Origin of the sequence: Pseudomonas sp. EL_65y_Pfl2_R95 (genome assembly GCF_963971045.1) — a bacterium.
Lineage (GTDB): Bacteria > Pseudomonadota > Gammaproteobacteria > Pseudomonadales > Pseudomonadaceae > Aquipseudomonas.
Window position 1 is genome coordinate 25399 of sequence record NZ_CAXAOV010000008.1, and the last position, 20161, is coordinate 45559.

At 57.0% G+C, this 20161-nt stretch carries 16 protein-coding genes; 5 read left to right on the top strand and 11 right to left on the bottom strand.

From position 1 onward, the window contains the following. Positions 1–93: 93 nt before the first annotated feature. Positions 94–1722: a methyl-accepting chemotaxis protein gene (locus tag AACY09_RS21095; RefSeq protein WP_339490848.1), complete on the top strand. Its 1629-nt coding sequence runs from the start codon at positions 94–96 to the stop codon at positions 1720–1722. A 187-nt stretch (positions 1723–1909) separates the two neighbouring features. Here the strand turns inward: AACY09_RS21095 and AACY09_RS21100 are convergent, their stop codons facing one another. Both AACY09_RS21100 and AACY09_RS21105 read right to left on the bottom strand, forming a co-directional pair. Continuing rightward, the gene (locus tag AACY09_RS21100) at positions 1910–3268 is read right to left on the bottom strand and encodes an aldehyde dehydrogenase family protein (protein WP_339490849.1); all 1359 of its coding nucleotides are present in this window, start codon (positions 3266–3268) and stop codon (positions 1910–1912) included. A 61-nt stretch (positions 3269–3329) separates the two neighbouring features. Then, complete coding sequence (locus tag AACY09_RS21105; RefSeq protein WP_339490850.1) at positions 3330–4811, bottom strand: flavin-containing monooxygenase; 1482 nt, start codon at positions 4809–4811, stop codon at positions 3330–3332. 320 nt (positions 4812–5131) lie between these two features. Between AACY09_RS21105 and AACY09_RS21110 the strand changes: the two genes are divergently transcribed. Next, positions 5132–5719, top strand: coding sequence for a TetR/AcrR family transcriptional regulator (locus AACY09_RS21110; protein WP_339490851.1), 588 nt, complete (start codon positions 5132–5134; stop codon positions 5717–5719). A gap of 27 nt (positions 5720–5746) precedes the next feature. Here the strand turns inward: AACY09_RS21110 and AACY09_RS21115 are convergent, their stop codons facing one another. The 4 genes from AACY09_RS21115 to AACY09_RS21130 form a co-directional block, all read right to left on the bottom strand. Further along, positions 5747–6679 (bottom strand): SDR family NAD(P)-dependent oxidoreductase, encoded by a 933-nt coding sequence (locus tag AACY09_RS21115; protein WP_339490852.1) that lies wholly within the window; start codon positions 6677–6679, stop codon positions 5747–5749. 184 nt (positions 6680–6863) lie between these two features. Beyond that, positions 6864–8426, bottom strand: a complete 1563-nt coding sequence (locus AACY09_RS21120; protein WP_339490853.1) for a class I adenylate-forming enzyme family protein — start codon at positions 8424–8426, stop codon at positions 6864–6866. A gap of 1 nt (position 8427) precedes the next feature. Next, a complete protein-coding gene (locus tag AACY09_RS21125) occupies positions 8428–9582 on the bottom strand; it encodes an acyl-CoA dehydrogenase family protein (protein WP_339490854.1) in 1155 nt (384 codons plus the stop codon). A gap of 12 nt (positions 9583–9594) precedes the next feature. Further along, entirely contained in the window at positions 9595–10413 is an 819-nt protein-coding gene (locus AACY09_RS21130; RefSeq protein ID WP_339490855.1) for an IclR family transcriptional regulator, read from the bottom strand. Positions 10414–10700: 287 nt separating this feature from the next. Here AACY09_RS21130 and AACY09_RS21135 point away from each other — a divergent pair, with 287 nt between their 5' ends. The 3 genes from AACY09_RS21135 to AACY09_RS21145 are packed head-to-tail and all read left to right on the top strand — an operon-like array spanning position 10701 to position 14809. Next, positions 10701–11471, top strand: a complete 771-nt coding sequence (locus AACY09_RS21135) for an enoyl-CoA hydratase (RefSeq protein WP_339490856.1) — start codon at positions 10701–10703, stop codon at positions 11469–11471. 3 nt (positions 11472–11474) lie between these two features. Beyond that, positions 11475–12992 (top strand): 3-hydroxyacyl-CoA dehydrogenase, encoded by a 1518-nt coding sequence (locus AACY09_RS21140; RefSeq protein WP_339490857.1) that lies wholly within the window; start codon positions 11475–11477, stop codon positions 12990–12992. Between the two features lie 47 nt (positions 12993–13039). Further along, positions 13040–14809, top strand: coding sequence for an acyl-CoA dehydrogenase C-terminal domain-containing protein (locus AACY09_RS21145; RefSeq protein ID WP_339490858.1), 1770 nt, complete (start codon positions 13040–13042; stop codon positions 14807–14809). Between the two features lie 56 nt (positions 14810–14865). Here AACY09_RS21145 and AACY09_RS21150 read toward each other — a convergent pair whose 3' ends face one another. The 5 genes from AACY09_RS21150 to AACY09_RS21170 all read right to left on the bottom strand — a co-directional run bounded on the left by AACY09_RS21150 (position 14866) and on the right by AACY09_RS21170 (position 19632). Continuing rightward, entirely contained in the window at positions 14866–15027 is a 162-nt protein-coding gene (locus AACY09_RS21150; RefSeq protein ID WP_339490859.1) for a DUF2986 domain-containing protein, read from the bottom strand. A gap of 288 nt (positions 15028–15315) precedes the next feature. Next, a complete protein-coding gene (locus AACY09_RS21155) occupies positions 15316–16566 on the bottom strand; it encodes an OprD family porin (protein ID WP_339490861.1) in 1251 nt (416 codons plus the stop codon). 117 nt (positions 16567–16683) lie between these two features. Then, entirely contained in the window at positions 16684–18006 is a 1323-nt protein-coding gene (locus AACY09_RS21160) for a TRAP transporter large permease (RefSeq protein ID WP_339490862.1), read from the bottom strand. Beyond that, the gene (locus AACY09_RS21165; RefSeq protein WP_339490863.1) at positions 18003–18530 is read right to left on the bottom strand and encodes a TRAP transporter small permease; all 528 of its coding nucleotides are present in this window, start codon (positions 18528–18530) and stop codon (positions 18003–18005) included. Before AACY09_RS21165 ends, AACY09_RS21160 begins: the two co-directional genes overlap by 4 nt. A 46-nt stretch (positions 18531–18576) precedes the next feature. Continuing rightward, a complete protein-coding gene (locus AACY09_RS21170) occupies positions 18577–19632 on the bottom strand; it encodes a TRAP transporter substrate-binding protein (protein WP_339490864.1) in 1056 nt (351 codons plus the stop codon). Between the last annotated feature and the right edge of the window lie 529 nt (positions 19633–20161).

The window sequence follows — 20161 nt, forward strand, 5'->3', positions numbered from 1 at the left end:
CTTTAGTTTGGTCTGAGGAAAGTTGGCTTTTGGCGGCGTAAAGTTATGCGCCTTGGTTGCGATAGCGAGTTATCAACCAAGGAGGATACTCTGATGATTTTACGAAAACTGAATTTGGCGCCGCGCGCTGCTGTTAGCTTTGGGTTTTTTTGTTTGATTATCGTTGTGATTGGAATGCTGTCTTTGCGCCAGGCAGACAAGCTCAATGACGCAGAAACCTATGTCGAAACGAACGTGCTGGACAGCATCAAACTGGTCAGCGATCTTAACCGGGAGTTTGTCGGGATCAGAGGCAACAATGCCCGGGTCAGAAACCCGCTCGAACCTGATGAGCGCAAAACCAAAGCGCTCGATGACATCCGCCAAGCAAGGTCACGCATAGAACGTGATATTAAATCCCTGCAGAGCTTTATCGTCACCCCACAGGGGCGCGAGGCTTATGAGGCATTTGTCAAAGCACGCGATGCCTATGTGGTTATTCAAGATGAATACCTAGCCACCATCGCAGCCGGGCAGCTGGAGCGTGCGGTTAGCCTGTCAAGCGGTGAGATGCGCGACTCAGCGAGACTCGTCCAGGCGTCACTGAATAAACTTACCGAGATCAATCAGGAAAAAGCCAAGCAGGCGGGTGATGAAGCGGATGTCGTTTATTTTCAAACCCAGCTGGTGGTCTGGATTTCGATTGGCATTGGCTTTGTTGCCTCGGTGATACTTGCCTTTTTGTTCACCCGCAGCCTGACCGTGCCCATTGGCTACTCACTGTCGATTGCTGAGTCTATTGCGGATAACGATCTAAGTCAGGCCATCAGCGTCGATGGCTCAGATGAAGCGGCGCGATTGGTCGCGGCGCTGGCCACGATGCAGTCCAACCTGCGCAATGCCTTATCAATGATTGGCGACTCATCCACTCAATTGGCAGCCACCTCTGAAGAAATGCACAGCGTCACCGAAAGCGCTGCAGAGACGATTCAACGCCAAGGCCATGAGATCGAAATGGCCGCGACCGCGGTGAATGAAATGAGCGCGGCAGTTGAGGAGGTCGCCAGTAATGCAACCTCGACCTCACAGATGACATCGCAATCGAGCGATGCGGCTGTAGCGGGCCGGGCAAAGGTAGATGAAACGGTGACTGCTATTAACCTGATGGTCAGCAATGTTGAGGAGACCTCCACCGAGGTGCAGGCGCTCGCCATGATGGCGACCGACATCAGCAAGGTGCTGGATGTTATCCGTGCAATTGCCGAGCAAACCAACCTGCTGGCGCTGAATGCGGCGATTGAAGCGGCAAGAGCAGGGGAGGCGGGGCGCGGCTTTGCGGTGGTGGCGGATGAAGTAAGGGCGCTTGCCCATCGCACCCAGCAATCGACTCAGGAAATCGAGCAAATGGTGGGCTCGATTCAGACCGGTACCAGCAACGCGGTTTCAGCAATGACACTAACCAGTGGACAGGCGCAGAAAACCCTCGAGATGGCCCATAGCGCAGGCAAAGCCTTGGTCGATATTACCGAGTCTTTGACTCAGATCAACGAGCGCAACTTTATGATTGCCACGGCGGCAGAAGAACAAGCCCAAGTCTCCCGTGAGGTCGACCGTAACCTGGTCAGCATCCGCGACTTTTCCAGCGAAACCTCGGAAGGTGCCAGCCAGACGGCATTGGCGACCGCTGAACTGACCACGCTAGCCACCGGATTAAACCAGCTGACCCAGCAGTTCAAGGTCTGAGCCCCGCGCAGGTTATCGCCATTTGGTTGCAATATGCTCGAAGAGCCCTTGGTAGATGCACTGTTTTATCACTGCATTTGCGCAAGGGCCCGGTTTATCAACCGTGATTTAAAGCACCCGCAATCACCGCGTCAGCCAATTCGCCGTAAGGGGCGAACATGGCGGCGACCAGGTCATTCTCGCCACGCTAGAAGATCGAGCGCAGGTTGGAGAACTCGAGGAATCCTTCATAGCCGTGGTGACGGCCGCTACCGCTTTTGCCGATACCGCCGAAAGGCAGGCACGGCATGGCCGCTTGCAGTGCTGCCGAGTTTACGCAGGCGCCGCCTGAAACGGTGCGCGCCAGCACCTGCTCGGCGATGTCCGCAGTTTCGGTAAACACATAAATACCCAACGGACGCTCGCCCGCATTGATGTAATCAATCGCTTCGCTGATGTTGGCGTAGGTTTTGATCGGCAGGATGGGGCCAAAGATTTCGTTTTGCATCAGCAGCATGTCGTCGCTGGCGTCGAGCACCAGCGTCAGAGGCATGCGCCTGCTGCCTTGCTCCATCTCGCCGCCCAGTTGCACCAACGTCGCGCCCTTGGCTGTCGCATCATCCAGATAGCTTTGCAGGCGCTGCAGGTGGCGCTGATTGATGATGCCCGTGGTGTCTTGGCGCTGGCTGTAGTCCGGCAGATTTGCGTGCATATGCTCGCTGACCATAGTGACAAACTGATCGCGCTGTTGCTGGCTGACCAAGGCGTAATCGACCGTCACGCACATCTGCCCATTCTTGATGGTCTTGCAGCCGACAATCTGTTCAATGGTGCGCGGGTTCAGGCCGTCTTCGGCGATGAGCGCTGGGCATTTGCCGCCCAGTTCCAACGTCACAGGCACCAGGTTCTGCGCCGCAGCCACCGCGACACTGCGCCCGACTTCGGTGCTGCCGGTGTACATCAAGTGGTCCCAGTTCAAGGTCGGGAATACCTTCGCCAGCTCCAGCCCCCCGGCTACCGCAGCGACTTGGGCTGGGTCGAAGGTATTGCGGATCATCTCCAGAGTCAGCTCGCTGCATGCCGGTGTCAGGTCGGAGGGTTTGATAATTACCCGGTTGCCTGCAGCCAGCATCTCGATCGCCGGGCCGATGCCAATATCGAACGGAAAGTTCCAGGGCGCCATATTGCCGACAACGCCTTTTGGCTGCGCCAGTACGCATGCGCGGCCAGTGCCATACAGACCGCTATCGGCGCTGCGTTGTTGGGCTTGCATCCAGCCTTCCAGGTGCTCTGCGACATGCTGCGCGCGTCCTGCCACGCCCAGGCATTCCACAAGATCGGCGAACTGGCGGGGGTGCGAGGAGAAGTCGGCGGCGAGCGCCTCTTGGATTTTTACCCGGTTGACCAGCATCATATTTGCCAGCGCGCCGAGCAGTTCCAGGCGTTGCGTTAGATCAGGAATTGGTTGTTCAAGAAAAGCTTTTTTCTGCAGGGCAAATAGGTGGCGCAATTGCCCGATGGCAGCGTCGTCCGAGCCGGCTTGTTGTTCGCGTTGGATAAAGGTCATGGCGCTATCTCCGGTTGTGCATGAAGTCGCCCTGCCACTGGCAAGGGCTGCTGGCTAGCCACTACGCGCTGCGTTTAAGCGCTTTGTCGGGGCTGGAGAACTTCAAGCCCCGGTTGCTGATCGAGCCAAACTTCATATCGAGCAAGTCATGCAGATAGTTTTGGTTCTGCTGCCAAGGAGCGCTCTTGCCCTGCTTTGGAAACTGGTCGACGGCGCGCAGAATGTAGCCGGAACTCATGTCGAGCAGCGGACGTTGATCCATCTCCACGTCATCGATCACCGGCATGCATTGGCTGTAGCCTTTTTGCTCCATGCTGTTGATCAAGCGGCAGACGTACAGCGATGAGAGGTCTGCACGCAGGGTCCAGGACGCATGGGTATAGCCGACGCATAGGGCTACATTGGGCAGGCCAGACATCATCAGCCCCTTGAAGGAGAAGGTTTGCCCCGGATTTATCGGCTGGCCATCAACTTCAAACTGGACGCCGCCGCACGGCACCAGTGTCAGTCCGGTCGCGGTGACCACGATATCGGCTTCAAGTGTTTGCCCGGATTCGAGACGAATGCCGTCGGCGCTGAAGTTGGCAATGCGATCGGTGACCACCGATGCTGTTTCTTTGCGCAGCGCCTTGAACAGGTCACCGTTAGGTACTAAGCAAAGACGTTGATCCCACGGGTTGTAGCTGGGCTTGAAGTGGGTATCGACCGGGTAGCCTTCAGGCAGGCGACCGGCGATGCCTTTTCGCAGCATGCGTTTGGCAAATGCCGGACGGTGCCGGCAGAGGCGGTACATGATCATGCTGATCAGCACATTCTTGCCGCGAACAATTTTGTGCACCCACTTTTGTGGCAGGTATTTACCCAACCCCAGGGCGATTTTGTCGTTGTCCGGCAGCGACATGACATAGCTCGGCGAGCGCTGCAGCATGATGACGTGGGCGGCTTTGCGCGCGAGTGTCGGCACCAAGGTCACCGCAGTGGCACCGCTGCCGATTACCACGATGCGTTTGTTGCTGTAGTCCAGATCCTGAGGCCATTGCTGTGGGTGTACCAGCGTGCCCTGGAATTTTTCTACCCCCGGGAAGTCCGGCAGGTAACCGGCTTCGTAGCTGTAATAGCCGCTGCACAAATAGAAAAAGTTGCAGCTGTAGCGCACCGGCTGGCGCTCAGCGCCGACTTCAATATCCAAGGTCCAGCGTGCATCTTCGGAGGACCAGGCGGCGCGGATAACCCGATGGCCGTAGCGAATATGGCGGTCGATCCCGAATTCACTGGCGGTATCTCGCAGGTATTGCAGGATCTCGGCGCCGTCAGCAATCGACTTCTCCGACGCCCAGGGGCGGAACGAATAACCGAGCGTGAACATGTCCGAGTCTGAGCGGATGCCCGGGTAGCGGAACAGGTCCCAAGTGCCACCGAGGTCTTCGCGTGCCTCAAGTAGCGCGTAGCTTTTTTTGGGGCAGTTTTTTTGTAAGTGATAAGCCGCGCCAATGCCTGATAGACCCGCACCCAGTACCAGCACATCAAAGTGTTCGACTGACATCTTTAGTTGTCCTCATAGTGTCGCGATCACAATGAATTTGCGCCCGCGATTCTTCTTCCAGCCATGTCATCTGTCGGTTGCGCTGACTTTTAATAAGGTGAAAACCTTAATGGTCAGATACAGCTTGGCAACGGTTTTGCCTTATTGCCGGGCAGCGATCCAGCCGCCTGGCGAGAACCCATGGCGCATCTGCGCTGTAGCTGTATTTACCGCCTGAACACCGCTATGATGCTCTTTGAATACCTGCTTTATTAAGGTTTATACCTTAATAAAATATAGGGTCATAATCTCAGGCAATTCAATCGTTACAAGGCAAAAAGATGAAACCACGGAACACGCGCGAAAAAATCCTCGCGACCAGCCGCAAATTATTCAATGCCAAGGGTGTGTCCGTAGTCACCACAGCGGGTATCGCCGATGCGGTGGGAATCAACGAAGGCAATCTGTATTACTACTTCAAGAAGAAAGCCGACCTGATCAACGTCCTTTTCGAGCAGTTCACCGAGGAGCAAATGCAGTTGCTCGATGGCCAGCAGGATATGCACCTGTGGTTCCAGTTGATGTGGGATTGGCGCTTTTTTTACCGCGACAGTATGGCGTTGTTCACTCTGGAGCCACTGCTTCGTAAGCGCTTGCAGGAAATGTCCAATCGGGTTCAGGAGCGGGCGCTAGCGCGTCTGCTGGAGCTGGTCGAGCAGGGGCATCTGCGGGCCAGTGAAGACGAGCTGAAAATGCTGCTGGAAAACAGTTGGATAATCTCGACTTACTGGATCGAGTATCTGCATTCGCGCCACGGCATTACCCGCATCACCCGCAAGCATCTGGAGTTGGGTTATCAGCAAATGCTCGCGTTGTATCGGCCGTATCTGACGGGCAACGGTGCCAGCTTATTCGCGACGCAGAGTTAAGCGTTGGGGTGTTGGCCCCAGCGCGATTTATCTGGCTTTGACACCTTCCACCTGGTTCATCCGGGCGCGCATGATCCGTTGCATCAGCCCTGGTGACAGGCGCATCAGCAGCCAGCCCAGCCCGACTTCCTTGCGCGGCGTTACGCAGAACAATTTATCTTTGACCACTGCCTCCAGTACATCGGCCGCAACCTGGTCAGGTGATGTGCCTTTCTTGGCATAGTGCGCGACAGCTTGAGCTTGGCTGGCTTGGGCCGTGCTGCCGCTCATTTTGGTGTTCTTGATAATCGCGGTGTTGATGGTGCCGGGGCAGAGAATGGTTATGCCGACGTTGGTTCCATGGAGCTCGCCCGCCAGAGACTGCGACAAGCCGACCACGGCATGCTTGGACGCGCAATAGGGTGCCGTTCGCGGCATGGGAATAATGCCTGCGCCGGATGCGGTGTTGATAATGTGGGCAGGACCCTTTTGCTTGAGCATGCGGGGCAGGAAGTAGTGGATGCCATGCACAACGCCCATCACATTGATTTCCATGACCCACTTCCAGTCGGCCAGTTCGGTATCAACCACCGCGCCGGCATGGCCAACACCGGCGTTGTTGAACAACAGGTCGACGCGGCCTTCGCGGGCAAAAACTTCATCGGCAAATGCACTGACGGCCGCAGCATCCGCTACATCGAGATGCCGGGCGTGGGCATTGTTCAACTCACCCGCAACTCTGGTCGCGGCTGCCAGGTCGATGTCGGTGCAGTACACCTTGCAACCATTGGCGCTGAGTGCATGAGCGATGGCGCGGCCGATACCTGAACCAGCGCCAGTAACCACGGCGATCTTATTGTTGTAATAGGCCAGCTTTGACAAGGGGGCATGCTCCTGAAGTGAATTTGCACCTGCATGCACCTTAATCGTCTCAAGGTGGGGCATGGGTTCAAACGCCAAAACAGCGGTTTTGGTGAACATTATTTATTCTATAATTTTTAAGGTAAACACCTTACTTTCAGATGTTAGCCGCAAACAAACGACCATGCCATTACCTTGGGTTGTTCTAGGCTAGGTTGATACCGGCTTATCCAGCAAGGTGATGGCGGGTGCGCTGCGCATGGGGTCATTTGACCATGCGCAGGCTTTTCAGGCGGAGGGTTGCTCAGGTGTGCGAAGTCAGTCGCGCTTGCTCGGCTAACTCCGCAGCCATCGCTTTAAGCTTGTGTTTGAGGATTTTGCCGCTGGCGGCGGCCGGCAAGCCGGAAAGAACATGGGTTTGGCTGGGCCGTTTGTAAGGGGAGAGGTGCTTGCCGACAAAGGCTTGCAGTGCATGTTTATCAAAACCGTCTGGATCACTGGGCTGTATAAAAGCGATGACTTCTTCGTTGCCCGCAACACTCAGGCCGACTACCGCAGACAGTACGACCCCCGGAAAACTGTTAAGTACTGCTTCGACTTCTGGCGGGTAGACATTAAAGCCCGAGCGGATGATCAGCTCCTTACTGCGCCCGACAATAAATAACGCGCCGTCGCTGTCTTCCCTTGCCAGGTCACCGGTATTCAGCCAGCCGTCAGCGCTGAGCACCTGCGCGGTTTGTTCCGGGGCGCGGTAATACCCCTTCATCACGTTGGGGCCACGGACTAACAGCTCACCAATCTCACCCTGGGCGACGGTGCTGCCCTGTTTGTCGAGCAGGCGGATTTCAATGCCGGGAATCGGCCTGCCGACCGAGGTGTCATCGCGTTGTTCATCAATCCGCGTCTGGCTGATGGTCGGCGAGCTTTCGGTCAGGCCGTAGCCGTTATGCAGCGCGCTGTTCAGGCGTCGCTCTACCGCGCACTTCAAGGTCAGATCAAGGGGCGCGCCGCCGGCGTACATAAAGCGCAGCGCCGGGGCCAGCAACTCAATGTTTTGCTGGGTCGCGACTTCGAGCATTCGGGCAAACATCGCGGGCACGCCAAGCAGAATACTGATGTGATCCTCACGCAAGACGCGTATCACTTCTCGTGCATCGAAGCGTGCCGCCAATTGCAGGGATGAGCCGCTGTACAGCGTGGCCAAACACACTGACGCCAAGCCGAACACATGGGATATGGGCAGCACGGCGTAAATCCGGTCGGCACGGGTCAACTTGCGCATGTGGCAACCCATGCTGGCCACAAACAGCAGGTTGCGATGGGTCAGCATCACGCCCTTGGGATTACCGGTGGTGCCGGTGGTGTAGATCATCGCCGCCACTTGTTGCGCATTGTCCGCGTGCACAGGCTCAGGCTGACAGTCCGGGTTGAGCGGGCCCAAATGATAACCACCGAGCAATGGGTGTTCGCGCGGTTCAGCCCTGGCCTGGGCGGCATGTTGTGCGGCATCAACGGATATGGCACTGCTGAACAACAGGCGCCGGGCGCCGCAATGCTGGCGAATGTTTTCGATCTCGGCCGGCGACAGGCGTGCGTTGATCACCACTGCCCAAGCGTCCAGGCGACTCACGGCGAGGAGCGCGGCGACCAGCAGGCGGCAATTTTCGGCCACCAGCATGACGCGATCACCCGCACGCACGCCGTCTTGGCTTAACTGCTCGGCCAACTCAATGCTGGCTTGACGCAATTGGCTGTAACTGAGGCTGATCTCACCCTCATACAACGCGGGCCAGTTGGGCTGCTGGGTGCAGTGGCGATCGAGGAGTTGATGCAGGCGCTCAGGCAGATCGGCGAGAGGCGTCTGCATCTCATTGCCCCGCCCGGCGAATCAGATTGCGGGCGATGACCAGCTGCTGAATCTGCGTGGTGCCTTCGTAGATGCGGAACAGGCGTACGTCGCGGTAAAACCGCTCAATCCCGTACTCGCTGATATACCCGGCGCCGCCGAAGATTTGCACGGCGCGGTCGGCCACGCGGCCACACATTTCCGAGGCGAACATCTTGCAGCAGGAGGCTTCCATCGACACATCCTGCAGTTGGTCGCGTTTGCGGGCGGCGTCGATAATCATGCAGCGCGCCGCGTAAATATCAGCTTGGCTGTCGGCGAGCATGGCCTGAATCAGCTGAAACTCAGCCAGTGGCTGGCCAAACTGCTTGCGCTCCATGGCGTAGGTCAGGGCATCGCCGAGCATGCGTTCGGCGGCACCCACGCAAACGGCGGCAATATGCAGGCGGCCTTTGTCGAGCACCTTCATGGCCGTCTTAAAGCCGACACCCTCGACGCCGCCAATCAGGTTGGCGACCGGCACCCGGCAGTTGTCGAATATCACATCGCAGGTGTGCGCACCTTTCTGGCCCATCTTCTGGTCGATCTTGCCCAGTGACAGCCCCGGCGTGCCCGCCTCGACAATAAACGCAGAAATGCCCCCCGCGCCCTTGATGTCCGGATTGGTGCGCGCCATCACGGTGAAAATCCCGGCCTGAGGCGCATTGGTGATAAAGCGTTTGCTGCCATTGAGCACGTAGACGTCACCTTCGCGAACGGCGCGGGTGCTCAGCGATGCAGCATCGGAACCGGAACCCGGTTCGGTCAGGGCAAAGGAGCCAATCAACTCACCTGCAGCCATGCGCGGCAGGTAGCGTTGTTTCTGGTCTTCACTGCCGTCGATGATCAGCCCCTGTGAGCCGATGCCATTATTGGTGCCAAACAACGAACGGAACGCGGGGGATGTGCGGCCCAGTTCGAACGCGACCAGTACTTCCTCCTCCATGCTTAAACCCAGACCGCCGAAGTCTTCGGGAATGCACAAACCGAACAGGCCCAGCGCTTTCATTTCCTCGACGATGTCTTGGGGAATGCAGTCTTTCTCTGCGACTTCCGCCTCGCGCGGCACCAGGCGTTCACGGACAAAGCGCGACAGGTTATCGAGCAGCAGATTAAGCGTTTCCTGATCGTTGATCATGGGGACCTCTATTTATTGGAATTGGCGACCGAGGTTGATTTCGACGCTGCGCACCAGATGAACAAGACGCGGCCCCAGGTCGTCTTCAAGCATGTGCTGGCGCAGCACAAAGGCCGGCCCTCCCGCGCTGAAGGCAATTACACCGGAGCCGTCTGGCTTATGCAGGGGCACGCCAACGGCGTTAATGTCTTTCTGCCATTCGCTGCAGGACAAGCAAAAACCTTGGTCCTGATATTGGCGAAAGGCTTTTTCCAGTTGCTCGCGGATAACCGGCCATTGCTCGCCCGCGCGCAAGCGCAATTGGTCGAGCAACAAGTCGCGCTCGTGGTCTGGCAGGGCGGCCAAGTAGGCGCGGCCCATGGCGGTGCTGGCCAGCGGAATGCGAGAGCCAACATCCAGGCGCAGGGTCAGCGGGCCAGGTCCTTGGCAATTTTCGGTGTAGACCATGCTCAGCCGGTCACGGGCGCCCATAGACAGCGAGCTTTGCGACTGCTCGGCCATCTCCTGCATCAGCGGGCGTGCCTGACGACGGATATCCAAACCGCTGAGATGGGCGTAGCCAAGCGCCAATACGCCTGTATCGAGGGCGTACTTGCCGAGGCTGTTGACGTATTGCAGATAACCCAAACGGGTCAGGGTGTGGGTCAGGCGGGACACCGTGGCTTTGGGCAAACCGCTGCGCTTAGCCAGCTCCTGATTGCCCAGCAACTGTTCACCGGGACGAAAACAGCGCAACAGTTCCAGGCCTCGGGCCAGCGCCGTAACAAATTGCCGATCCTGATCCAGAGTCTGGTTATCGAGTTCGTTGTCGATCGAGCCGCGCTTATCCATGGGTATTCCTTATGCCTCGGGCAATGCTGTCCGAACGCCTGGTCGATGCTGGCACAGGCAAATTCAGTGAGTCAATAATTCAAAATACAATTCCGCATGGCGGAATTACGCTTAAAGCCACGGCTTTACTGGGTTAAGGCCGATCTACTGTTGGTTCGCTTATACCTTGGTATTTTCCGAGCGAGGGTGTCGGTAAAGTATTTCCAATCATGCAGGCACAGACGTAGGCTGATTGTAATTTCAAAATAAGATTCCGCACAGCGGAACAGTTATTACAGGAGTTGAGCATGAGCGAGACGCTAGTTGAACGGCCATCTACGGCTGTCGCCCTGATCCGCCTCAATCGCCCCGATGCGCGCAACGCATTGAACCAGGCGGTGCGTGAGCAACTGGCTGCGCACTTCACGGCCTTGGGCAATGATCCTGAGGTGCGTTGTATTGTCTTGACGGGCGGCGAGCAGGTATTTGCCGCTGGCGCCGATATTCGCGACATGGCTGAACGCGGTGCCATGGAAATGCACCTGCGCCAGACCCATCGTCTGTGGTCGGCGATCGCCCAGTGTCCGAAGCCAGTGATCGCCGCAGTCAATGGCTATGCCTTGGGCGGTGGTTGCGAGTTGGCCATGCATGCCGATCTCATAGTGGCCGGTCAAAGCGCCAGTTTTGCCCAGCCTGAAGTCCGTGTCGGAGTCATGCCCGGCGCCGGCGGCACTCAGCGGTTGACCCGTGCCGTCGGTAAGTTTCAAGCCATGCGACTGCTGCTGACGGGGTTGTCGGTGAAAGCCGACGAAGCGCTGCGCATGGGGCTGGTCAGCGAAGTGGTGGCCGATGATCAGGTGCAGGCTCGGGCCCTGGAGTTGGCCGAGTTGATTGCCAGCATGCCGCCGCTGGCGGTGATGCAGATCAAAGAAGTGCTGTTGGCGGGTCAGGATGCGTCGCTGGAGGCGGCGTTGATGCTGGAGCGCAAAGCCTTTCAACTGCTCTTCGACTCCGCTGACCAGAAGGAGGGCATGCACGCCTTTCTGGAAAAGCGCAAACCGGTTTATCAGGGGAAATAAAGCATGGCAGCGCGTGAAATAAGCCGCATGGCGGTGGTGGGTGCTGGTGTCATGGGTGCGGGCATCGCCCAGATCGCAGCCCAGGCGGGGATTCAGGTGATGTTGTTTGACCAGCGCGAAGGGGCGGCGGATAACGCGCGCGAAGGCATAATCACCACCTTCAGCAAGCTGCTCGCCAAGGGCCGTATAAGTGAAGAGGCTGCGCAGGCTGCAACTGCTCTGCTCAAGCCAGTGAAAAATCTGGACGAGCTGCGTGATTGTCAGTTGGTAGTCGAAGCCATCGTCGAAAACCTTGAAGCCAAGCGTGCCCTGTTTGCCGAGTTGGAGACCCTGGTGGCGGATGACTGCATATTGGCCAGCAATACATCGTCGCTATCGGTCACGGCGATTGCCGCCCAGTGCCGTCTGCCAGGTCGCGTCGGCGGTTTCCATTTTTTCAACCCGGTTCCGCTGATGAAGATCGTTGAAGTCATTGACGGTTTACAGAGCGAGCCTTGGGTCGGCGCTACCTTGCTTGCATTAGGCGAGCGCTTTGGTCATGTCGCGGTGCGGGCGCAGGACACGCCGGGCTTTATCGTCAACCACGGCAGCCGCGGTTTTGGCACTGAAGCGATGCGCGTGCTTACCGAGTCGGTCGTCGATGAGGTCGGGATAGACCGCATTCTGCGCGAACAGGCGGGTTTTCGCATGGGGCCGTGCGAGCTATTCGACCTGACCGGGCTGGATGTCTCGCACCCGGTCACCGAATCAATCTATGCCCAGTACTACCAGGAACCCCGTTACCGGCCGACGGTAATTACCCGTCAGCGTCTGGACGCCGGGTTGTTAGGGCGCAAAACCGGGCAGGGGTTCTACCGTTATGTCGAGGGTGTGGCGCAAGTACCAGTGGAGCTTCCCGCGCCGCAGGTCGACTTACCGCCGGTCTGGGTGAGTCAGGTTAGGCCGCAGGCGCGTGAACGCGTCTTGCAACTGCTGGACACGCTTGGCGCGCGCGTTGAGATGGGCGCGCAACCTAGCGATGACGCACTATGCCTGGTGCTGCCATTGGGTGACGACGCGACCAGCAGCTCCATCAGGGAAGGGCTCGACCCGCTGCGCACGATGGCGCTGGACACACTGCTGCCGTTGGAGCGTCGCCGCGTGCTGATGACCACGGTTGTCACCGAAGCGCGCTGGCGCGATGCGGCCCATTGCCTGTTCGCGGGCGATGGGGTGGCGGTGAGTGTGATCCGTGACAGCGCCGGGTTCGTCTCGCAGCGGGTGCTGGCACAGGTGGTCAATATTGCCTGTGACATGGCTCAACAGGGGGTGGCCAGCCCAGAGGATATCGATCGGGCCATCCGCCTCGGCTTGGGTTATCCACAGGGGCCACTGAGCTGGGGCGATGCGCTGGGCGCGGAGAATATCCTGTATGTGCTCAACCAGCTGCACGCCTTTTATCGCGATCCGCGCTACCGGCCGAGTCCTTGGCTGATGCGTCGCGCCTGGCTTGGCCTCTCGTTGTTGACCCGCGAATCCTGATTGCCGAAGCCAAGCAGTTGTCATTGAGCACGTCCAAGGAATAAAGCATGTCTACCTATCAAGCCCCTTTGCGGGATATGCAGTTTGTACTCGACGAGTTGCTCGACCTGGAGCAATACCGGAATCTGCCGGGTTTCTCTGATGCCAGCCCTGATGTGGTCGCGGCGATTCTGCAAGAGAGCGCCAGGCTAGCCAGCGAAGTCCTGGCGCCACTCAATGCAGTGGGGGATCAGCACGGCTGCGAGCTTGAGGATGATAAAGTGCGCACCGCCCCCGGCTTCCGTGAGGCGTTCCGGACTTACACCGAAGGTGGCTGGAGCGGTTTGACTGCACTGCCGGAATACGGCGGCCAAGGCCTGCCCCACGTGCTGGGGATTGTCGTACGCGAAATCACCAGCAGTGCCAACATGGCGTTCTCGATGTTCGCCGGGCTCAGCCATGGCGCCGCCAATGCCATAGTCAACGGCGGCACTGAAGAGCAGAAGGCATTGTTCCTGCCGCCGATGATTGCAGGGCGCTGGACCGGCACCATGAACCTCACCGAACCCCATTGCGGCACTGACTTGGGCTTGCTGCGCAGCCGTGCGCAACCGCAGGCCGATGGCAGTTACAGCATCAGCGGCAGCAAGATATTTATCTCCGCTGGCGAGCATGATCTGGCCGAGAACATCGTCCATTTGGTATTGGCCCGCTTGCCGGATGCTCCGGCGGGAGTGAAGGGCATCAGCCTGTTTATCGTGCCCAAGTTTCTGGTCAAGGCAGACGGCTCGCTGGGGGCGCGTAACGGCGTTCGCTGTGGTTCGCTGGAAGAAAAAATGGGCATCCACGGCAACCCAACCTGTGTGATGAACTACGACGGAGCCACTGGGTACTTGCTGGGTGAACCGCATCAGGGCCTGCGGGTCATGTTTGTGATGATGAACAGCGCGCGCCTTGCCGTGGGCGTGCAGGGCCTGAGTTTGGCCTCGGCTGCCTACCAAAACGCCGCGCGTTATGCCGGCGAACGTATGCAGGGCCGGGCGCCGGGCGGGGCTCAGGCGCCTGATCAGCCAGCCGATCCGATCATCGCGCATCCGGATGTGCGGCGCATGCTGTTGACTCAACGCGCCTTTATCGAAGGTGGTCGAGCGCTGGCTTATTGGGCCGGGGTGCAGGTCGATCTGGTGCACAAACACCCGGACGCCGAAGTGCGCGAAGCGGCTAACGACCTGCTGGGTTTGCTGACACCGATGATCAAAGCCTATTGCACCGACAAAGGGGTGGAAAGCACCAGCTTGGCAATGCAGTGCTTTGGTGGACATGGCTATATTCGCGAGTGGGGCATGGAGCAGTACCTGCGCGATGCGCGAATCACGCCGTTGTATGAGGGCACTAACGGTGTGCAGGCGATGGACCTGGTCACGCGCAAACTCAGGCTCAATGACGGTCGGGCACTACGGCGCTTTATCGCCTTGGTCGAAGACTTTTGCAGCACCGGATCGAGTGAGTTCGCCACGCCGTTGAGCCAGGCACTAGAGCACTTGCGCCAAGCCACGGAGTATCTGCTGGCTGATGCCAGCCCGGCCGAGACTGGCGCCGCGGCAGTGGATTATCTACACCTCACGGCGCTTGTTGCGTTCGCTCTGCAATGGGCAAAAATGGCCACCTTGGCGCAACAACGCCTGCAGCAAAACTCAGCAGAGGCCGACTTCTATCAAGCCAAGCTGCACACCGCGCGCTTCTTCTACCAACAGCAACTGCCGGAAACCACCGTGCATCTGCAGCGGATTCTGGCGGGCAGCGAAAGCCTGCTGGCGTTTGCCGCTGAGCAGTTTTAGCGAGGCGTTGCCGTCGGCAGTTTCGACGCCATCTAAAAGCAGGTAAGGCGTCAGGATCAGCCCTCGGCGGGCGTGCTTGGCTCTGGAGCGGGCTCGGTCGCGAGCTTTAGGCGGTCGGCTTTACTGATGTAGGTCGACTTCTTGCGCGGGGCCTTTTTGGCACTCGCCTTCTTGGCATGAGCAGCCAGTAGTTGCTTTATCTTTTTACGACGATTCATGTTTTCAACTCAGCCGGTAAGCGCTTCAAGGCGATCAGCTTGAATAGTAAACCAGATCCTCGTTGGTTTCTGGCTGAACGGACATGCTGCGGTAATGGCGAGCGTTCTGAAGTACCGTGAAGGTTTCACTAATTGTTGCCATTCTGTGCGCTCCACCAGTCTTTATCTAGTGGTACAAGGGCTGATCTCTTGACGCGAACGGTGTCTGAAGTTTGGCCATAAAAAAGCCCGTCATCGACGGGCCAAAGCAATCACACGTGGAGTAAAGCGTTTAAAGGAGCCGTGCAGTTACAGGATGGGTAACGGGTAGTTGAAGATGATGCGGTTTTCATCGAGATCGCGAGTGGCGAAGTCTTGGCGCAGACTGGAGTTACGCCATTTGACGTTGAGCTCCTTGAATGCACCGCTTTGTATCGTGTAGGCCAGTTCAGATTCGCGGCCCCATTCCTTGCCGTTGTCTGTTGTGGCGGTGTGTACATTATCGCCGCTGATATAGCGGTTCATCAGGGTCAGGCCCGGTACGCCCAGCGCGGCGAAGTTGTAATCGTAGCGAACTTGCCAGGACTGTTCTTTGGCATTGTCATAACTGTTGTTGAAACTATCGTTCGCAAGGGTGCCGCCGCTGGTGCCGTTGACGCGCATCCAGGCGTTATCGCCAGTGAGTTTCTGCAGGCCGACGAAAAAGGCGTGACCGCCAATCTTCGCTGAGAACAAGCCCGACATGGTTTTGTTGTCGAGGTCTCCGGCGAGTGCACTTCCGTCTTCCTTACCGATGAAATATCCAAGATTAGCGCCCAGCACCCAATCGCCCACTGGCTGGTTGTGTTGAATATTGAAGTATTGCTGATGGTATACGTCTTCGAGTTCGGCATACCAAACGCCAAGTTGGGTGCGATTCTGATTGAAAGCATATTCGCCGCCCGCGAAATTGAAGCGGTCAGAGAGGGCGCCAGCAAAGCTCATGTCATCCATACTTGCACTATCACGCGGGCTGTTTTGTCGGAACTGGCCGCCATACAGGCTTAAGCCTTCCAGCTCTTTAGAGGTCAACTGTGCACCCTCAAAGGTCTGGGGCAGCGAGCGGCCATCATCAGAGCGCAGGATCGGCAGCACCGGCATCCACTCACCGACTTTCAGCTCTGTTTTGGATATCTTGGCTTTACCCGCCACGGCCAGGCGACCGAAGTCATCCGATGGACCGTCTGGGTGAACGGGAAGGAGCCCGGTTCCATCTGTACCATTGCCACCATCAAGCTTGACCGACAATAAACCGAGGGTGTCGATACCGAAGCCGACGGGTCCTGCGGTATAACCGGATTGGGCATTTAGAATGAAGCTCTGTGTCCACTCCTGAGCCACATTCTGCTGGGCATTAGAGTCGACAAAGTTCCGGTTGATGAAGAAGTTACGTGAATTTATCGAGACCTTTGCATCGTCAACAAAACCTTCTGCGTTAGCGCTTGTCGGCACTAGTGCTGCAATGGCAATGGCCAGAAGACCCGGCGTAAAGAGAGAGTGTTGCACGAGGGTACGCGTCATTATTGTTTTCCCTTATTGCATGTTGAAAGCTGCCCTGCGCGTTGGCATGCGTTGTGAGTAATGCAGGGCAGTAGTTGTACCGCCGGTAGCGGCAATTCGGTCAGGTTGTGCGTCGGCTCAAGTCAGCCAGCGCACAAGACAAAGGGTGATCGATGGGAATAACACCAGTAGCAGAACCCGAACGAAGTCCGATAACAGGAAGGGAATGACGCCGCGGAATGCCTCACGCAAGGTCACTTCTCGGGCCATGCTGCTGATCACGTACACGTTCATGCCCACGGGTGGTGTGATCATGCCAATTTCGACCACCATCAGTGCAAGGATGCCGAACCAGATGGCTTTTTCGGTGTGATCAAGACCATAGAACTCCATGCCCATAATCACGGGGAAGAAGATTGGAATGGTCAGCAGAATCATCGACATTGTGTCCATCACGCAGCCGAGAATCACGTAGAGCAGCAGAATGCCTGCAAGCACTACGAAGGGCGGCAAGCCGCTGTTGCTGATCCACTCGACCAACGCCACCGGTAACTGTGAGATAGCCAGAAAAGCATTGAGCAGGTCTGCACCGAGAAGAATCATAAAGATCATTCCGGTGGTCACAGCAGTGCCGTACAACACTTCTTTGAACTCTGGCAGGCGCATTCCACCCATTACGACTGCAAATACGCCAGTCCCGACGGTGCCCACTGCGGCCGCTTCAGTCGGCGTGAACCAGCCGCCATATATGCCACCGAGCACGACCAGGAAAATCATGAATACTGGCCAGACACCTTTTTGTGCCTCGAGCCGTTGACGCCAGTTCAGTTTTGGTTGAGCGGGGCCAGCTTCTGGGTTGATACGCACGTAGATAGCAATGGCGATCATGTAGCCAATGGCGGCCAGAATCCCAGGGATAAAGGCGGCCATGAACAGTGAGGAAATATTTTCCTGAGCGAGAATTGCGTAGATTACCAAGACCACCGACGGCGGAATCAGGATGCCTAATGTTCCGCCAGCAGCCAGACAACCAACAGCCAGTGAGCCAGAATAGTTGTAGCGTTTTAGCTCCGGAAGAGCCACTTGGCCCATCGTTGCCGCCGTAGCGATGGATGATCCGCACACAGCACCAAATGCTGCACAGGAACCAACGGCTGACATCGCAAGTCCGCCCCGCCAGTGCCCGATCATCGCTGCTGCTGCCCGGAACAAGCCACTCGCCAACCCGCCGCGCGAAGCGAATTGACCCATTAATAGAAACAGGGGGATTACCGAAAGGTCGTAAACCGTGTATCGCGCATAGCTAACGGTTTTCAAATAGCTGAGCAATGGTGACCAGCCAGCGATGGCCACATACCCCGCAACGCCAGTGAGAAGCATGGCGATAGCGATTGGAATACGGATAACCAGCAGCACCAGAAGGATGGCAAGGAACAGTCCGCCAATTTCAACAGAACTCATGACGTTACGCTCCTGCCGGTGAAGTCTTCCCAAGCGGTATACAGAGACACTAGGGCGAGTAATGCGAAGCCCGGCGCGAAAGGCAGCATGGCCCACCAGACGGGCAGCGCCATGATGATTGACTCCTCGCCGCTACCATAAGCGTCCATGGTGCCTGCTACCGAACGCCAGGCAATTAACGCACCTGCACACCCCATCAGGAGGCCGCCGATGGCGTCGAGTAGGCCACGCATTTTAGCGGGCGCGTTCAGTGTGAAAACGTCGACGATCACATTGCCGCGGCGCATCTGACACAGTGGTAGGAAGAAAACGATGGCAATTCCACAGCCCATTTGTACAAGCTCAACGTCACCCAATAGTGGTTCGTCAAACAGTGAGCGCATGAAGATGCTGTAAGTCGTCATCAGGGTAATAGCCACCAGCAGCAGGCCGCCGATAAGTGCCAAAATTCGCGACAGACAATCAAGCACGTGGCCAAACGGATGTACTGGCGGCGGTGCCACCTGAACAACAGGGTCTTTCATTGGAGTCTCCAGGAAGCTAACGCCAGCTGGGCTGGCGTTGTTGCGGTCATTGCGGCTGAGCAGTGCTGTACTTGTCGATCAGCTGGCGAGCCTCTTGAAGCAGCGCATCGGCGTTGTCATAGCCTTTGCCCTTGACCTCTTTAACCCAGTCCTGGTCCATGCGAGAAACGGCTTTCATCCACTTGTTCTGCTCTTCGACGGGCAGTTGATAAATCTCATTACCTTGCTGCTTGGCCAGTTCGTGACCGGTTTGAATAACCTGGGTGTCGAACAAATGACCGGCTTGACGAGACAGTTCACGGCCACTGTTGTCGTCGATAATTTTTTTCAGGTCAGCAGGCAGTTTGTCGTAGCTGGCCGGATTCATCGCCAGAATCATTACCGTGTACATCAGCGCCGGTTGGCCTGGCGCCATCTCGGTGTGGTACTTCACCAGCTCGTGCAGTTTGAGGGCAGGCACTACATCCCAAGGCACAATGGCGCCATCGACCACGCCTTTAGACAATGCCTCAGGAATCTGTGGCACTGGCATCGCCACCGGTGTGCCTCCAAGGAGGGAAATCAGGCGGGTTGAGGTGCGGTTTGCCGCGCGAATCTTCAGCCCACGGAAATCGCTCATTTGCTTGATCGGTTTCTTAGTGGTATGCACCAAGGCGCCGTCGGTCACATGAGTGGCAAGCAGGTGCATGCCAGCAAATTCTTTCTGGCCGTGCGCTTGAATAAAGTCCCACATGGCCTGGCTGGTTGCCTCCGCGGAGCGACTCATGAAGGGTTGCTCGAAGGCTGAGATCAATGGGAACCGACCACTGGTGTAACCAGGTAGTGTCCAGACGATATCGGCAACGCCATCGCGTACTTGGTCAACAAGTTGTGGCGGCGTACCACCCAACTGCATGGATGGATAAAACTGAAACTGGATCCGGCCATCTGACTCTTTAGTGATTTTGTCTGCCCAGGGTTTTAGCAGGTCTGCCTGGGTGACTGAGTGAGAGGGTAAAAAGTGATGAACCTTGAGTGTAATAACGGGTTCAGCGGCGGTGGCTGCAACGCTGAATGTTGCACTGGCGAAAAGTGCCAGAAGCGTTTTGGAAAATCTAAGCATGGTAGTTTCCTCTTGTTGTTTTAAGCGTCGCTTTTGTCGCTGAAGTGCAATTTGCACAGGCATTTTTAGGCTGGATAGGCCCTGTTTGGTGTTGTGGCAGGTGTCGCAGTCAACTCAGGCGCTGACTGGCAATGACAGAAAATGGAGAGGGGCATTGGATAAAGATGTATGAGCGCATGCTGTTGTCAGCGGCTGCGGTCTGACATGTAGGAACTAGGTAGGTTGTAGCTTTCATCGAGTATCCAATTTGGTTTTATGCCTGGCAGAACGTACCCACAGCCATCTCAGTGACGTGGGAAGAAACCGGCGAGATAGACTCGTCTGCCAAGGCTGTATTGTTGTTGTTTAATGGCTTCTTCAATGGCCTTGATGCTGGCATGACAGGTCTGTCGGGGAATAATTCATAAGCCTGTCGTTGCTATGCGTTTTACTTATGGAGTTGGCGAGTAAAGTGGGGCCCAAGCAGTTTTAATATGCTCAGGAGTCGCCATGCATTTGGTGCCAGTAAAGCAGGGAGGATTAAAGGCGG

What these genes read in the sequence shown, in the direction of transcription:
- AACY09_RS21095 (WP_339490848.1), top strand. Translation starts at nt 94, where the DNA reads ATGATTTTACGAAAACTGAATTTGGCGCCGCGCGCTGCTGTTAGCTTT.
- AACY09_RS21100 (WP_339490849.1), bottom strand. Translation starts at nt 3,268, where the DNA reads ATGACCTTTATCCAACGCGAACAACAAGCCGGCTCGGACGACGCTGCC.
- AACY09_RS21105 (WP_339490850.1), bottom strand. Translation starts at nt 4,811, where the DNA reads ATGTCAGTCGAACACTTTGATGTGCTGGTACTGGGTGCGGGTCTATCA.
- AACY09_RS21110 (WP_339490851.1), top strand. Translation starts at nt 5,132, where the DNA reads ATGAAACCACGGAACACGCGCGAAAAAATCCTCGCGACCAGCCGCAAA.
- AACY09_RS21115 (WP_339490852.1), bottom strand. Translation starts at nt 6,679, where the DNA reads ATGTTCACCAAAACCGCTGTTTTGGCGTTTGAACCCATGCCCCACCTT.
- AACY09_RS21120 (WP_339490853.1), bottom strand. Translation starts at nt 8,426, where the DNA reads ATGCAGACGCCTCTCGCCGATCTGCCTGAGCGCCTGCATCAACTCCTC.
- AACY09_RS21125 (WP_339490854.1), bottom strand. Translation starts at nt 9,582, where the DNA reads ATGATCAACGATCAGGAAACGCTTAATCTGCTGCTCGATAACCTGTCG.
- AACY09_RS21130 (WP_339490855.1), bottom strand. Translation starts at nt 10,413, where the DNA reads ATGGATAAGCGCGGCTCGATCGACAACGAACTCGATAACCAGACTCTG.
- AACY09_RS21135 (WP_339490856.1), top strand. Translation starts at nt 10,701, where the DNA reads ATGAGCGAGACGCTAGTTGAACGGCCATCTACGGCTGTCGCCCTGATC.
- AACY09_RS21140 (WP_339490857.1), top strand. Translation starts at nt 11,475, where the DNA reads ATGGCAGCGCGTGAAATAAGCCGCATGGCGGTGGTGGGTGCTGGTGTC.
- AACY09_RS21145 (WP_339490858.1), top strand. Translation starts at nt 13,040, where the DNA reads ATGTCTACCTATCAAGCCCCTTTGCGGGATATGCAGTTTGTACTCGAC.
- AACY09_RS21150 (WP_339490859.1), bottom strand. Translation starts at nt 15,027, where the DNA reads ATGAATCGTCGTAAAAAGATAAAGCAACTACTGGCTGCTCATGCCAAG.
- AACY09_RS21155 (WP_339490861.1), bottom strand. Translation starts at nt 16,566, where the DNA reads ATGACGCGTACCCTCGTGCAACACTCTCTCTTTACGCCGGGTCTTCTG.
- AACY09_RS21160 (WP_339490862.1), bottom strand. Translation starts at nt 18,006, where the DNA reads ATGAGTTCTGTTGAAATTGGCGGACTGTTCCTTGCCATCCTTCTGGTG.
- AACY09_RS21165 (WP_339490863.1), bottom strand. Translation starts at nt 18,530, where the DNA reads ATGAAAGACCCTGTTGTTCAGGTGGCACCGCCGCCAGTACATCCGTTT.
- AACY09_RS21170 (WP_339490864.1), bottom strand. Translation starts at nt 19,632, where the DNA reads ATGCTTAGATTTTCCAAAACGCTTCTGGCACTTTTCGCCAGTGCAACA.